Source organism: Actinomycetospora lemnae (assembly GCF_028737315.1).
In the GTDB taxonomy this organism is placed as follows: domain Bacteria; phylum Actinomycetota; class Actinomycetes; order Mycobacteriales; family Pseudonocardiaceae; genus Actinomycetospora; species Actinomycetospora lemnae.
Genome location: NZ_JAQZAO010000004.1, coordinates 290,521 through 304,466 on the forward strand (window position 1 = coordinate 290,521; position 13,946 = coordinate 304,466).

Consider the following 13,946-nt stretch of genomic DNA (forward strand, 5'->3'; position numbering starts at 1 on the left):
TCCGCGGTGTTCAACGGCGAGGTCACGGACGGGTGACGCGACGAAGGATCAGTGGGGCCCTCAGCGGGACTGCAGCGCCGCCCAGGTCGTCGCTGCTGCGACGCCCCCGTCGGCCGCGAGGGTCTGGCCGTTGACCCAGCGGCTCTCGTTCGACATGAGGAACGCGACCACCGACGCGATCTCCGACGCCTCGGCGTCCCGGCCGGCGGCGGAGCGCTGGCGGGCGAGGCGCCGCGGGTCGGTGGAGCGCTCGACCTCGGGCAGCGACGGCGTCCGGACGGTGCCGGGGGCGACGGCGTTCATCCGCACCCCGTCGCTCCACGTCAGCGTCGACGACGCCGTCGTGTACGCGAGGACGGCCTCCTTCGCGACGTCGTACACGGGCCGGTCGGGCCGCTGCTCGCGGCACCAGCGCATCCCCTCGGCGAAGGTCCGGGTGGCCAGCAGGGGCCGCAGCTCGGCGAGGTGCGCGACCCAGTGCCGCCCCTCGGCCGACGACACGTTGACCACCGACCCGCCGCGCCGGATGCGGCCGAGGACCCGCTCGGTGAGGTGGCGCATCCCGAGGAAGTTGACGGCCAGCACCGTCTCCACCGGTGCGGTGCCCGGGACCCCGGCGACGTTGGCCAGCGCGTCGACCTGGCCGTCGAGACGGTCGACGGCGGCGTCGATGGCACCCGGGTCGGCGAGGTCGCAGTGGACGTGCGCGATCTCGCGGTCCGGCGGCTCGCGACGGTCGAGCCCGATCACCGTCACGCCGTGGCGGGCGAGGAACTGCGCGAGTGCACGCCCCACGCCCGAGGAGGCGCCGCTGACCAGGAACACCGTGCTCATGTCGAGGTGACAGTAGCGACGCCCGTGTCACCCCTTCGGTGGAGCCCCTCCCGCGCACCGCCGCACGAGCCTCGTCTCCTCGGCGGGGTCGAATCCGGCGGCCAGGGCAGGCGCGCCGCGCTCCCGGTGCCACGCGAGGACGTCGCGGGCGGTGTCGACGGCCGGCCGGAACCGCAGGCCCGCGGCCAGGGCGGCCGAGGAGTCGATGGCGTCCTGGGGGATCTGGTCCTCGGGGAACCACAGCGGCCGCTGCTCCTCCTCGACGTCGGCGAGCTCGGCGCGCAGGGACTCCTCGCCGGCCCAGGCCCACGCGACGTCGCCCGGCGCGCCGCCCGCGGCCTCGAGGCAGGCGTCGAGGACGGCCGACAGCGGCTGCGCGCGCCCGGGGCCGACCGTGTCGAACACCCCCGCGCGGCCCTCGGCGAGCGCCCGCACCGCGAAGGCGGCGATGTCGCGGGCGTCGCTGTACTGGACCGCGCGCGCCGGGTCGCCGGGCGCCAGGACGGTCCGGGGCGCCTCGCCGGCGAGCGCGCGGGCGAGGCGCACCGGCCACCAGGTGAAGCGGTCGGACGGGTCGCGCGGGCCCACCATGATCCCGACCCGCAGCACGGTCACCGGGCCGTCGAACGTCGGCGTCACCGCGTCCTCGGCGGCGAGCTTGGCCAGCGAGCGCTCCTGGAGCGGGTCGCCCGCCGACGCCTCGCCGGGCCGGCGGACGGGCGCGTCCTCGCCGGGCACCGCGGGCCCGTCCGGGTGGTAGACGCTCATGCCCGAGACGTAGCCCAGCGCGCCCACCGCACCGCGCAGCTCCTCCGTCGCGGACCGCACGGCGTCGGGGTCGGAGAACGTGTCGAGCGCGGCGTCGAAGGTGCGCCCGTGGAGGGCGGAGAGGTCGCCGTACCGGTCGACGGCCAGCGCCTCGACGCCCTCGAGCGGCGCCTCCCCCGACCGGCTCGCGACCGTCACCTCGTGGCCGGCACGGAGCGCCTCCGCCGCCACGTGGTAGCCGAGGAAGCCGCCGCCACCGAGCACGAGGAGTCGCACCCGGGCGGCTACCCCGTCGACGGCTCGTGACACGGACGTCGCTCCTCGTGGCGACGCTGGGCCGTCGGAGTGGTGATCCTTGGCATGCGGACGCCAACGATGTGACCGTGAGTGGCGAACACCGATCACGGGGAGTGGGTCATGACCGTCGCGACGCCGTTCCCCGCCCTCATCGGGAGCGCCCGCTGACCCCCCGGCGTCCCCGCCGGAACCCGATCCCGGGGCGTGGTGGGGCGGCCCACGCCCCGGGACGGCCCTGCGGCGAGCCGCGGACTCCGGCGCCCGGCTGCCCACCCGGGGGCGCACACGGCACCATGGAGTCCGTGCAGCTCCACCTCGTCGACGCCTTCACGTCCGCGCCCTTCACCGGCAACCCGGCGGGGGTGTGCCTCACCGACGCCGACGACGCGGCGTGGATGCAGGCCGTCGCGGCCGAGGTGAACGTCTCCGAGACCGCGTTCGTCGACCTCTCGACGCTCGCCGCCACGGGCGAGGTGGGCCTGCGCTGGTTCACGCCGAAGGTCGAGGTGGAGATCTGCGGGCACGCCACCCTCGCGAGCGCGCACGTGCTCTTCGAGCAGGGGCTCGCGACGTCACCGATCGCGTTCCGCACCGCCTCGGGCGTGCTGCGCGCCGAGGCGCTGCCCGGCGGCGGCATCCAGCTCGACTTCCCCGTCGACGAGCCGATCTCGGCGCTGCCCGACGGGCACCTGGCCGACGAGTTCGCCGACGCCCTCGGCGCCGCGGTCGTCGAGCTCGCCCGCTGCCGCTACGACGTTCTCGTCGAGATCCCGTCGGCCGAGGAGGTGCGCGACCTCGAGCCCGACCTGTCGGTGCTCAAGGCCGCGAGCGGGCGCGGCGTCATCGTCACCGCCCGCGCCGAGGAGGACCCGGCCCCGGGCGCGCCCGACTTCGTCTCCCGCTTCTTCGCCCCGGCCGTCGGCATCGACGAGGACCCGGTGACGGGCTCGGCGCACTGCTGCCTCGCCCCGTACTGGGCCAAGCGGCTCGGGCGCGACCGGCTCGTCGGCGCCCAGCTCTCCCCGCGCGGCGGCGAGGTCGGCGTCGAGCTCGCCGGCGAGCGCGTGTACCTGCGCGGCGACGCCGTCACCGTCAGCCGCGGCGAGCTGCTCGCCGAGGCCACCAAGATCTAGACGTCCCGAAGATCTAGAGGTCCCCGCCCTCGTCCAGCAGGCGGTCGATCTCGCGGCGCAGCAGGCCCAGGCGGGCCTCGCGCACGAGCGGGATGTCGCGGCGGCGCCGGCGCACGTCGGCGAGGTCGATGTCGATCGTGCAGGTCTCCTCGGCCTCGGCGCCCTCGCCGCACTCGCCGACGACCTCGCCCCACGGGTCGACGATGTGGCTGCCGCCCCAGAACGTCAGCCCGCCCTCGACGCCGACGCGGTTCACGAACACCACGAACAGCTGGTAGATGCGCCCGTAGAACGTGGTGATGTTGCGCCAGTACTCCTTGGAGTCGTAGCGCTCCGGCGACATCGACTGCGCCGAGTTCGCGGGCACGAGCAGCAGGTGCGCGCCGTCCTGCACCGACAGGAAGGCCACCTGCGGCTGCCAGGCGTCGTTGCAGATCAGCGTGGCCGCGCGGTGCCGCCCGCCCCGCACGCCGTAGGCGCGGGAGTGCTGGCCGGGCAGGAAGTGCTTGCGCTCCTCGAACGTCGAGTACGTCGGCAGGTAGAGCTTGCGGTGGGTGTGGACGAGGTGCCCGTCCTCGTAGTAGCCCGCGCTGTTGTAGGTGTGCAGGCCGTGCCCGCCGGCCTCCGGGAACCCGAGCAGCACCCCGGCGTGACCGGCCCGCTCCGAGATCTTGAGCAGGCGCGGGTCGTCGGGGGCGAGAGAGAGGTCCTGGGGCACCTCGCCGATCTGGTACCCGGACAGCGACAGCTCCGGGAACACGACGAGGTCGGCCTCGGCGTCGACGGCCTCGCTCACCACCCGCTCGGCGCGCTTGAGGTTGCCGTCGAGGTCGCCGAGCGCGGCGTCGGTCTGGGCGAGGGTGATGCGCACGCGGGCTCCTCGGGGACGGCGCCGCACGCGGCGTGGAGGACGGGACGACACACCGGGCGACCCCGGCCGCCTCAGCGCGACCGGCGTGCCCGTCGCGCGACGAGGACGATGAGACCGGCCCCGCCCAACAGCACCCCGGCCACGGCGGAACCAGCCAGCGCCACGGTGCGCGATCCGGAGTGTGCATCCCGGGCGTCGCTCAGGTCGACCCGCCCCGCCCCGGCGGGGGAGACGGGGGCCGGTCCCGATCCGGTGAACTCGGCCGGACGGACGTCCGCGACGGCCGCCACGGGGTCGACGGTGCCCGCCCCCACCGCGTCGTCGCGGGCTCCCGGGACCGCCGACGCCCCGCCCGGACGGTCGGCCGACGAGGTGACGCGCGCCATCACCTGCCGCGCGTCGAGCCCCGGGTAGCGGGCCCGCACGAGCGCCACGACGCCGGCGACGTACGGCGCGGCGAAGCTCGTGCCCTCGATCGGGATCGCACGGTCGGTGCCGATGGGCACGATCCGGTCGACCACACCGGGGCCCGTGGGGTCGAGCGAGACGATCTCCGAGCCGGGCGCGGCGAGCGACACCCACGGACCGCGCAGGCTCTGGGGTGCGGCCAGCCCGTCGCGGCGCGTGTAGCCGACCGAGAGCACGTCGTCGCCGAACCAGGCGGGGGCGACGACCTGACCGGGGCCCTGCCCCTCCGGGCCCTGGGTGCACGCCCCGGAGCCGGCGTTGCCGGCGGCGGCCACGACGACCACGTCGGCGTCCACCGCGGCGCGCACGGCCGCCCGGAGCCCGCCCAGGGCGAGCCCGGCGTCGGCGACGGGCACGCAGGCCGCCTCGGAGACGTTGATGACCGTCGCCCCGAGCCGCACCGCCCGCAGCACCGCCGCCGCGAGCGTGTCGACGTTGCCGCCGCCCTCGCGCAGCGAGCCGTCGGGCGCGCGCGTCGTCACCGTCGCGCTGGACTGGCGGATCGCGAGCACCCGCGCGTCCGGGGCGACGCCGACGAAGCCCGTCGCCGGGTCCGGGGCCGCGGCGATGATGCCGGCGACGAGCGTGCCGTGGCCGTCGCAGTCGGTCAGGCCGTCCTCGGTGCCCACGAAGTCGCCGCCGTCGACCAGGCGCCCGGCCAGCCGCGGGTGCCGGCTCACCCCGGTGTCGATCACCGCGACGGTCTGCCCGGCGCCGCGGGTGAAGCGCCAGGCGTCGGTGAAGCGCAGGCGCTGCTGGGACCACGGCGCTCCGGGGATCACCGTGCTCGCGCCGCCCGTCGGGCGCACGCATCCGACGCGCGCGCTGACCCCGGGCAGCGGGCGGGGGTCGGGGTCGAGGCGGGCGAGCGCCGCGGGGTCGGGCGGGGGCGGCGCGGGGACGTCGCCCGGTGCGGCAGCGGACGGGACGGCCAGGCCCACCGCGAGCAGCGGGGCCACGGCCGCGCCGACCAGCGCGCGGGCCACCCGCCGCCCGAGGATCGCCCGCACGCTGCGGATCGTAGGTCGACGCCGTCGCCCGGCGGGGCCGTTCGGCGGAACACGCAGCCCTGGTGGCGCGCAGTGTCGGTGATCATCGCCACCTCGGACGATCATCCACTCGTTCGGCGTAGTAGTCGGACTTGTCGTGCCTCTGCGTAGCCACCAAGCTGACCGCCGGGAGGGAACGATGACCGCGACGACGACGCGCGACGGCCACCCGGCGGGCGGCGGGCCGGCGCCCCGCTGGTCCCCGGCGCGGCTGGGCCACCACCGCTACCTGTGGTGGGGCGGCGCGCTCCTGCTCGCGGCGCTCGCGGCGGCCATCGCCATCGGCCTCGACACCTCGCCCGGCCCGGGGCTGACCGACGGCGGGGCGCTCACGGTCATGGTCGCGGTGTGCCTGCTCGCCCCCGTCCTCCTGTGGATGACCGTCCACGAGCTCGGCACCGCCGTGCGCCGCCGCGCCCGCGACGACGTCCGCGTCTACGGCACCGGGCAGGCCGCCCGCGGGGCCGCGCCCGACGCCGTGCCCGGCGAGCGCGTCTGGCCGCGACCGGCCGAGGAGGTCCTGCTCCACGTCGAGGTCGACCACGTGCCGGACGCCGCGCGGATCGTCGAGCGCGCCGTCCGCAACGGCCGGCACCGCTTCGTCGAGACCGGCCGGGAGGACCTGCGCCTGCGCAGCGGCCGCGGCACCCTCACCGCGACCGGCCCGGACGGCCTCGTCCGCCACCGCGCCACCCGCGTCCCGCTGCCCGGGCGTCACCGCGCCCGCTGGGACCTCGAGCTCGACGGCCGTCGCCTGAGCTGCGAGGTCCGCGGCCTGCAGCAGGTGCCGCGCCGCACGCTGATCGAGCCGGACGGGACGGCGTGGCTCGTGCAGACCGGCACGCCCTCGCTGCTCGACCAGCTGCGGGGCGGTCGCGCCGCCCGCCTGCGTCCGCACGGCCGCCTGCCCGCGGACCTGGCGCCCGACGCCGTCGCCTTCTGCCTGTGGCTGTTCTGCGAGCTCGCCGAGCACCAGGACCGCGTGCGCAGCTACGGCCGCGAGTACGGGGCGAGCGAGCCCGAGCCGGTCGCCGACGCCTGGGCCGGGGCGGCCCCCGGTCCCCGCCGTCACCGTCACGACGAGGAGGCCCGGCCGTGACCGCCACGCTCGACCCGACCCGACCGGCGCACGGCGGCCCCGCGTCCCGGTGGTCCCCGCGCCGGCTCGGCCACCACCGCTACCTCTGGTGGCTCGGGGCGCTCGTGCTCGCGGGGGTCGCCGCCGCGATCGCGATCCGGGCCGACTCCTCCCCGGGCCCCGGCATCGCCGACGACGGCGCGGTCAACGTGCTGACCGCGGTCGTCGTCGTCACGCCCTTCCTCGTGTGGGGACTGCTCCACCAGGTCGTCTCGGCCGTGCGCCGCCGCGTCCGCGACGACGTGCGCCACTACGGCGTCGGCCAGCCCGTCGCGGTGCGCCCGGCGCCCCACCCCGGGGACGACACCGAGGACGACCGCGTGCGCTACCTCGTCGACGTCGACCACCGCCCCGGCGCCGTGGCCGTCCGCGACCGCCGGGCGCGCGGCGGGCCCTCGTCCTGGCTCGACGACGGCGAGCGCCGCCTGCGCCTGCGCGCCCGCTCGGGCCTCATGACGGCGAGCGAGGGCACCGGGCCGGTGTTCGTGGCCCGCCGCTTCGGGCCCGCGGGCCGGCGGCGCTGGGAGATCGCGGTGGAGGGGCGGCGGCTGCACTGCGAGGTGCGGGGCTCGCTGCCGGTGCCGCGGCGCACGCTCGTCGACGACGAGGGGACGGCCTGGCTCGTGCGGGTCGGGCGCGCCCGCCGCGGGCGGGTCCACCCGTCGGCCCGCGTGCCCGAGCGGCTCTCGCCGGCCGCGGCGGCGTTCGTCGTGTGGTTCGTCGCGGAGCTCGACGCGAAGATCCGCGCCGCGCGCGACGCCCCGCTCACCGGCGGCGGCGCGGCCGACAGCGGGGACTCGAGCGGGTGGGACACGGGGGCGTCCGGGAACGACGGCGGGAACGACGGCGGGAACGACGGCGGCAGCGACGGCGGCGACAGCGGCAGCAGCGGCGACTGACGGCGTCCGCGGTCCGCTCAATCGATCGAGAAGGCAGCGGGGAGGGCCTAGGCTCGTGACCGTGACACGTCCGGTGATCCTGACCGTGGACGACGACCCCGGGGTGTCCCGGGCGGTCGCCCGCGACCTGCGCCGCGAGTACGGCGAGCACCACCGCATCGTCCGGGCCGAGTCGGGGCCGGCGGCCCTGGAGGCCCTGCGCGAGATCGCGCTGCGCGGCGAGCAGGTGGCGGTGATCCTCGCCGACCAGCGGATGCCGCGGATGACGGGCGTCGAGTTCCTCGAGCAGGCCATGGACCTGTTCCCGCGGGCGCGCCGGGTGCTGCTCACCGCCTACGCGGACACCGACGCGGCGATCACCGCGATCAACGTCGTCGACCTCGACCACTACCTGCTCAAGCCGTGGGACCCGCCGGAGGAGAAGCTCTACCCGGTGGTCGACGCCATGCTCGCCGCGTGGCGCGAGGCGCCGGACCGTCCGTCGGCGACCATCCGGATCGTCGGGCACCGCTGGTCGGCGCGCTCCTACGAGCTGCGCGACCTCGTGGCCCGCAACCAGCTCTCGTACGACTTCCTCCGCGCCGACGAGCCCGAGGGCGCCCGGCTGCTCGAGGCGGCCGGCGTCGACGCCGAGCGCCTGCCGGTGGTCATCACCGAGGACGGCCGCGCGCTCGTCCAGCCCAGCGACGGCGAGGTGGTCGAGGCCGCGGGCCTGTCGACCACGGCGTCCACCGACGTCTACGACCTCGTCGTGGTCGGCGGCGGGCCGGCGGGCCTCGGCGCGAGCGTCTACGGCGGCTCCGAGGGCCTGCGCACCGTGCTCGTCGAGCAGCGGGCCACCGGCGGCCAGGCCGGTACGTCGAGCCGCATCGAGAACTACCTGGGCTTCCCCAACGGCGTCTCCGGCGACCAGCTGACGACCCGGGCGCGCCTGCAGGCCGAGAAGTTCGGCACCGAGGTGCTCACCACCCGCTCGGTCACCGCCCTCGAGCCGCGGGGCCGGGCGCGCGTGGTCCGGTTCGACGACGGCTCGGAGATCACCGCGCACGCCGTGGTGCTGGCGACCGGCGTCTCCTACCGGATGCTCGACTGCCCCGGCCTCGACGAGCACACCGGGCAGGGCGTGTTCTACGGCGCCGCGGCCACCGAGGCCGCCTCGTGCGCGGCGCAGGACGTCTACGTCGTCGGCGGGGCGAACTCCGCCGGCCAGGCGGCGATGAACTTCTCCCGGCACGCCAGCAAGGTCGTCATGCTCGTGCGCGGACCGTCGCTGACGGCGTCGATGTCGCACTACCTCATCGAGCAGATCGAGCAGAACCCGCGCATCGAGGTCCGCACCTGCACCGAGGTCGTCGGCGCGTCCGGCACCGACCACCTCGAGAAGCTGACGTTGCGTGACAGGAACACCGGCGACGAGGAGACCGTCGAGGCCTCGTGGCTGTTCGTCTTCATCGGCGCCGCGCCGCGCACCGAGTGGCTCGACGGCGTCGTCGCCCGCGACGCGCGCGGTTTCGTCCTCACCGGGCCCGATCTGCCGCGCGAGCCGGATTCCCGCGGCCCGGCGGGATGGGAACCGGAGCGGGATCCGTTCCACCTGGAGACCTCCGTGCCCGGGGTGTTCGCCGTCGGCGATGTCCGGGCCGAGTCGGTCAAGCGCGTCGCGTCCGCCGTCGGTGAGGGCGCGATGGCGGTCAGTCTGGTGCACCGATGGCTGGAGAACCGATGAGCACGGCAGAACAGACCGCCGAGCAGATCCCCGAGAAGCTCACCCGCGACGAGCTGCGCGGCCTCTTCCTGTTCGAGGCGCTGTCCGACGACCAGCTCGACTGGCTCGCCCGCCACGGCGACGTCGTCGCGTTCTCCGCCGGCGAGACCATCTGCCGTGAGGGCGAGCCCGCGCGCTGCTTCTGGGTCCTGCTGTCCGGCGAGATGGCGATGCTCCAGACCATGCGCGGCGACGAGGTCGAGACCACGCGCACGAGCCAGCGGGGCAGCTACGGCGGCTCGACGCAGGCCTACATCCCGGACGCCGAGCAGACCTACAAGCACACGCTGCGCGCCACCGCCGACTCCACGGTGTACGCCCTGCCCGCCACCGAGTGGGCCGACGCGTTGCGCTCCTGGTTCCCGCTGCCGATCCACCTGCTCGAGGGGCTCGTCGTCGGCATGCGGCGCACGTCGACGATCCAGAGCGAGCGCGAACGGCTGCTCGCCCTCGGGTCGCTGTCGGCCGGCCTGACCCACGAGCTCAACAACCCCGCCGCCGCGGCCCGACGCGCCACCGAGTCGCTGCGCAGCCGCGTCGCCGGCATGCGGCACAAGCTCGGCCTGCTCGCGTGCGGCAAGCTCGACGGCCCGACCGTCGCGCAGCTCGTCGAGCTCCAGGAGGACGCGGTCAACCGCGCCGAGACCGCGCCGGAGCTCTCCGCGCTCGAGGCGTCGGACGCCGAGGACGCGCTGGGCGACTGGCTCGACGAGCGCGGCGTCGGCGGCGCCTGGGACCTCGCGCCGGTCCTGGTCGCGGGCGGCCTGGACGCCGAGTGGCTCGACAAGGTCGAGCGCGCGGTGCCCGAGGGCTCGGTCGAGGCGGCGGTGCGCTGGATCGCCTACGCCGTCGAGACCGAGACGCTGATGGGCGAGATCACCGACGCGACCGCGCGCATCGCGAACCTCGTCGGCGCCGCCCGGCAGTACTCGCAGCTCGACCGGGCGCCGTTCCAGGAGGTCGACCTGCGCGACCTGCTGAAGTCGACGCTGGTGATGATGAACCGCAAGTTCGAGGGCATCCGGCTCGTCAAGGAGCTCGACCCCGACCTGCCGAAGATCCCGGCCTACGCCGCGGAGCTCAACCAGGTCTGGACCAACATCATCGACAACGCCGTCGGCGCGATGCACGGCCACGGCGACGGCACCGGCACGCTGACCATCCGCACGCGCCGCGACGGCCCGCACGCGATCGTCGAGATCGGCGACACCGGTCCCGGCATCCCCGACGACGTGCGTCCACGCATCTTCGAGCCGTTCTTCACCACGAAGGACGTCGGCGAGGGCACCGGCCTGGGCCTGGACATCTCCTGGCGGATCGTCGTGAAGAAGCACCACGGGGACATCCGGGTGCACACCGGCCCGCAGGGGACGACCTTCGAGATCTGCCTGCCGCTCGAGGGCCCCACCCGCGAGGGCGTGCCGGACGACGGCGACGACGAGGTGTGACTCGCCGGCCGGACCGTCAGGCGGACCGACGACCTGCTCGGGAGGGGCGTCCCCCGGTCACCGTGGGGCAGCACGGCGACCGGGGGACGCGAGACCCCGTGCGGCCGGGCGCGGTCGGTCGCACGGGGGACCGGGTCGTCCGCAACGGGACGGCTCGGGGTCGGCGGTGACGGATGGGTGCGTCGCCGCCCACGTCGTCCCGGGAGACCGACGACCCTGACGGCCGTACGGCGACTCGGGCGCGAACAGTGGCGACAACGACACCAGTCCAACGAGCGACGTCGGTCGAGCGATACGCACTCTCGCTGTCCTGCCCGCGATTCGCGCCGGGCGGTGCCTCGGTTCACCCCAGCGGGGGACGGATGTGCCGTGACCCACGTCTCGTCCGTCCGGCCTCGACCCGTCGGCGGCGCTCGCTCGGCGCGGCGCCGCGCGGGGCCGGTGGGACACTGGAGGACGTGCAGACCGCCCAGGGGCCGGACCCCTCGCCCGGGAGCTCGGCCGGGAGCTCGCTCGGGAGCCGTGCGGACCTCGACCCGCCGACCGAGCCCGTCCTGCGGCCGGTGCCCGCCGGTCGCGCTGATGCCGCCGGTGGTGCGGCCGATGATGCCCGGCCCGGTCCGTCCGCGCGGCGGCCGGGGGCCGGGAGCCCGAGCGGCGAGGCGAGCACGCCGACCGGCTTCGTCGACGACCCGGAGAAGCGCGCCCGCCTGCGCCGCATGAAGGCCGTCGCGCTGTCGTTCCTGCTCGGCGCCGCGGTCGTCTGGGTGGTCTTCCTGCTCTGGGAGCGCAACGGCGGCCCGGCGTTCACGGGCTACGTGCGCGCGGCCGCCGAGGCCGGCATGGTCGGCGGGCTCGCCGACTGGTTCGCGGTGACGGCGCTCTTCCGCCACCCGCTCGGCATCAAGATCCCGCACACCGCGCTCATCCCGCGCAAGAAGGACCAGCTCGGGGCGGCCCTGTCCGACTTCGTCGGCGGGAACTTCCTCGCGCCGCGGGTGGTCGGCGAGAAGCTGCGCGCGGCCCGGATCTCCGCGCGCCTGGGCGGCTGGCTCGCGACGCGGGGCAACGCCGAGCGGGTCACCGCCGAGCTCGCGACGGTGGTGCGCGGCGCGGTCACGGTGCTGCGCGACGACGAGATCCAGGCCGTGGTCGACCAGGCCGTGACGCGCCGGGTGGTCGCGCAGCCCTGGGGGCCGCCGCTGGGCCGGCTGCTCGCGGGCGTGCTCGCCGACGGGTCGCACCGCCGGCTCGTCGACCTCATCTGCGACCGCGCGTACGACTGGGTGCGCAACAACCACGAGACCGTGATGGCGCTGGTCAGCAAGCAGGCGCCGAGCTGGTCGCCTCGGTTCGTCGACGGGCTCATCGCCGACCGGCTCTACGCGGAGGCGCTGTCCTTCGCCTGGGCGGTGAAGTCCGACCAGGACCACCCGCTGCGCAAGGCCATCGACCGCTTCCTCGTCTCCTTCGCCGCCGACCTGCAGGACGACCCGGAGACCGGCGAGCGGGTCGAGGCCATCAAGCAGCAGCTGCTCGAGCACCCCGACGTCCAGGCGCTGATCTCGCGGGCCTGGGCGACCGGCAAGGCGATGCTGCTCGACGCCGCCGAGGACCCGTCGTCGCAGCTGCGGCTGCGGGTCACCGACGGCATCGGCCGGTTCGGTGAGCGCCTCGACACCGACGCCGACCTCCGCGACAAGATCGACGGCTGGATCGTCGACGCCGCCTCCTACGTCGTCGGCCGCTACTCGTCGGAGATCTCGACGCTGATCTCCGACACGGTCGCGCGCTGGGACGGCCCGGAGACCTCGCGCAAGGTGGAGCTGCAGGTCGGGCGCGACCTCCAGTTCATCCGCATCAACGGCACCCTCGTCGGCGCGCTCGCGGGGTTGGTCATCTACTCGGTGGGCGAGCTGCTGGTCTAGCCGCCGAGGACCAGGCCCAGCGCCGCCGCGCCGAGCCCGACGAGCGTCGACGCCACCACGTAGACGAGGCCGGTGGCGCGGGCGTGCTCCTGCAGCAGCCGCACGGTCTCGGCGGCGAGCGTCGACCACGTCGAGAGCGCTCCGCAGAACCCGATGCCGACCAGCGCGACCACGCCGTGCGGGGCGGGACCGCCGAGCACGAGGCCGAGCACGAACGACGCCCCGACGTTGACGGCGAACGTCCCCCACGGGACCGCGCCGGCGCGGACGGGCGTCAGCAGGCGGCCGGCGAGGTAGCGGATCGGCGCCCCGACCGCCGCGCCGAGCGCGACGAGCAGCGCGGTCACGCGGTCACCCGCCGGGCGAGCACCGCGCCGAGAGCCGCCGCCCCGACGGCGGCGACGACCGTGGCGGCGAGGTAGGCGAGCGCGGTCGCCCGGTGCCCGCCGGCGAGCAGGAGGTCCGCGTCCACGGCGAACGTCGAGAACGTCGTGAAGCCGCCGAGGACGCCGACCCCGAGGAACGGGCGGGCGAGGGGGTGCGTCGTGCGGGCCGCGGCGACGACGACGAGCACGCCCATGAGCAGGCTGCCCAGGACGTTGACGCCGAACGTGGCCCACGGGAAGCCGCCGGGCGGGGTCGGCAGGGCGAGCCCGACGCCCCAGCGGGCGAGCGAACCGACCACGCCACCGGCGGCGACGGTGGCCACGACGGGCCCCTGACCTGGGGCGAACGGGCTCTGCGGCATCGGCGGTCGAACCTAGCCCGTCACCCATCCGTGTGTGCGACAGGCCACGTGACCAGCGCAAGCAGAGTGCTTGCACGAGCTAGCACATGTGTTAGCGTGGGTGTCAGCGAGTTCGGAGGGGATGGTTCCGGTGTCGGGCACGGACGGGGTCGAGAAGATCGGCCAGGCCGTCGAGGACATCGGGGCCTACATCCGCCGGCAGCGCGAGGGCGCGGAGGTGAGCCTCCGTCAGCTCGCGAAGGTCGCGGGGATCAGCAACCCGTACCTGAGCCAGATCGAGCGTGGACTGCGCAAGCCGTCCGCCGAGATCCTGGCCCAGATCGCGACCGGCCTGCGGATCTCCGCCGAGGCGCTGTACGTCCGCGCCGGGATTCTCGAGCCCCGGGAGTCCTCACCGGTGCTGGACGCCGTGGCCGCGGACCCGGACCTGTCGGAGCGCCAGAAGCAGGTGCTCACCGACATCTACGAGTCCTTCCGCCGCGGCAACGTCGCCGAGACCAGTGCGGCCGTGAGCAGCGCCGCCACCGGGCCGCAGGACGCCGGGACCGACGTCGGGGGAGTCACACCCACCGACGCGGGGCGCCGGTCGTCCTGACCCAC

Annotated in this window: 13 protein-coding genes; 7 read left to right on the plus strand and 6 right to left on the minus strand. The window is 75.6% G+C overall.

The window, feature by feature from the left end; genetic code table 11:
• Positions 1 to 60 precede the first annotated feature (60 nt).
• Positions 61 to 834: a coniferyl-alcohol dehydrogenase gene (locus PGB27_RS10915; RefSeq protein WP_274200389.1), complete on the minus strand. Its 774-nt coding sequence runs from the start codon at positions 832 to 834 to the stop codon at positions 61 to 63.
• Positions 835 to 861: 27 nt separating this feature from the next.
• Positions 862 to 1,911, minus strand: coding sequence for an NAD-dependent epimerase/dehydratase family protein (locus PGB27_RS10920; RefSeq protein WP_274200390.1), 1,050 nt, complete (start codon positions 1,909 to 1,911; stop codon positions 862 to 864).
• Positions 1,912 to 2,192: 281 nt separating this feature from the next.
• Here PGB27_RS10920 and PGB27_RS10925 point away from each other — a divergent pair, with 281 nt between their 5' ends.
• Positions 2,193 to 3,032 carry a PhzF family phenazine biosynthesis protein gene (locus PGB27_RS10925; RefSeq protein WP_332843790.1) on the plus strand — a complete coding sequence of 280 codons (840 nt, stop codon included), beginning with the start codon at positions 2,193 to 2,195 and terminating at the stop codon, positions 3,030 to 3,032.
• A 13-nt stretch (positions 3,033 to 3,045) separates the two neighbouring features.
• Here the strand turns inward: PGB27_RS10925 and PGB27_RS10930 are convergent, their stop codons facing one another.
• Together PGB27_RS10930 and mycP are read right to left on the minus strand one after the other, a co-directional pair.
• On the minus strand, positions 3,046 to 3,903 hold the full coding sequence (locus PGB27_RS10930) for a nitrilase-related carbon-nitrogen hydrolase (RefSeq protein ID WP_274200392.1): 858 nt from the start codon (positions 3,901 to 3,903) through the stop codon (positions 3,046 to 3,048).
• A gap of 71 nt (positions 3,904 to 3,974) precedes the next feature.
• A complete protein-coding gene (gene mycP / locus PGB27_RS10935; protein WP_274200393.1) occupies positions 3,975 to 5,381 on the minus strand; it encodes a type VII secretion-associated serine protease mycosin in 1,407 nt (468 codons plus the stop codon).
• A 178-nt stretch (positions 5,382 to 5,559) separates the two neighbouring features.
• On the opposite strand from mycP, the gene PGB27_RS10940 reads away from it, so the two are divergent.
• From PGB27_RS10940 to PGB27_RS10960, 5 genes are all read left to right on the plus strand, one after another.
• Entirely contained in the window at positions 5,560 to 6,519 is a 960-nt protein-coding gene (locus PGB27_RS10940; protein WP_274200394.1) for a hypothetical protein, read from the plus strand.
• On the plus strand, positions 6,516 to 7,457 hold the full coding sequence (locus tag PGB27_RS10945; protein WP_274200395.1) for a hypothetical protein: 942 nt from the start codon (positions 6,516 to 6,518) through the stop codon (positions 7,455 to 7,457). Before PGB27_RS10940 ends, PGB27_RS10945 begins: the two co-directional genes overlap by 4 nt.
• Before the next feature lie 61 nt (positions 7,458 to 7,518).
• Positions 7,519 to 9,183 (plus strand): FAD-dependent oxidoreductase, encoded by a 1,665-nt coding sequence (locus tag PGB27_RS10950; protein WP_274200396.1) that lies wholly within the window; start codon positions 7,519 to 7,521, stop codon positions 9,181 to 9,183.
• The gene (locus tag PGB27_RS10955) at positions 9,180 to 10,670 is read left to right on the plus strand and encodes an ATP-binding protein (protein ID WP_274200397.1); all 1,491 of its coding nucleotides are present in this window, start codon (positions 9,180 to 9,182) and stop codon (positions 10,668 to 10,670) included. The genes PGB27_RS10950 and PGB27_RS10955 overlap by 4 nt, the downstream gene beginning before the upstream one ends.
• 458 nt (positions 10,671 to 11,128) lie before the next feature.
• Positions 11,129 to 12,598, plus strand: coding sequence for a DUF445 domain-containing protein (locus PGB27_RS10960; RefSeq protein ID WP_274200398.1), 1,470 nt, complete (start codon positions 11,129 to 11,131; stop codon positions 12,596 to 12,598).
• Here the strand turns inward: PGB27_RS10960 and PGB27_RS10965 are convergent.
• Both PGB27_RS10965 and PGB27_RS10970 read right to left on the minus strand, forming a co-directional pair.
• Positions 12,595 to 12,945 (minus strand): fluoride efflux transporter FluC, encoded by a 351-nt coding sequence (locus PGB27_RS10965; RefSeq protein WP_274200399.1) that lies wholly within the window; start codon positions 12,943 to 12,945, stop codon positions 12,595 to 12,597. The genes PGB27_RS10960 and PGB27_RS10965 overlap by 4 nt on opposite strands.
• Positions 12,942 to 13,346 carry a FluC/FEX family fluoride channel gene (locus PGB27_RS10970; RefSeq protein ID WP_274200400.1) on the minus strand — a complete coding sequence of 135 codons (405 nt, stop codon included), beginning with the start codon at positions 13,344 to 13,346 and terminating at the stop codon, positions 12,942 to 12,944. Before PGB27_RS10970 ends, PGB27_RS10965 begins: the two co-directional genes overlap by 4 nt.
• A gap of 121 nt (positions 13,347 to 13,467) precedes the next feature.
• On the opposite strand from PGB27_RS10970, the gene PGB27_RS10975 reads away from it, so the two are divergent.
• A complete protein-coding gene (locus tag PGB27_RS10975; RefSeq protein WP_274200401.1) occupies positions 13,468 to 13,941 on the plus strand; it encodes a helix-turn-helix domain-containing protein in 474 nt (157 codons plus the stop codon).
• The last annotated feature ends 5 nt before the right edge of the window (positions 13,942 to 13,946 follow it).

Coding starts and splice junctions, on each gene's coding strand:
- PGB27_RS10975 (WP_274200401.1), top strand. CDS start 13,468: ATGGTTCCGGTGTCGGGCACGGACGGGGTCGAGAAGATCGGCCAGGCC.
- PGB27_RS10940 (WP_274200394.1), top strand. CDS start 5,560: ATGACCGCGACGACGACGCGCGACGGCCACCCGGCGGGCGGCGGGCCG.
- PGB27_RS10925 (WP_332843790.1), top strand. CDS start 2,193: ATGGAGTCCGTGCAGCTCCACCTCGTCGACGCCTTCACGTCCGCGCCC.
- PGB27_RS10955 (WP_274200397.1), top strand. CDS start 9,180: ATGAGCACGGCAGAACAGACCGCCGAGCAGATCCCCGAGAAGCTCACC.
- PGB27_RS10970 (WP_274200400.1), bottom strand. CDS start 13,346: ATGCCGCAGAGCCCGTTCGCCCCAGGTCAGGGGCCCGTCGTGGCCACC.
- PGB27_RS10915 (WP_274200389.1), bottom strand. CDS start 834: ATGAGCACGGTGTTCCTGGTCAGCGGCGCCTCCTCGGGCGTGGGGCGT.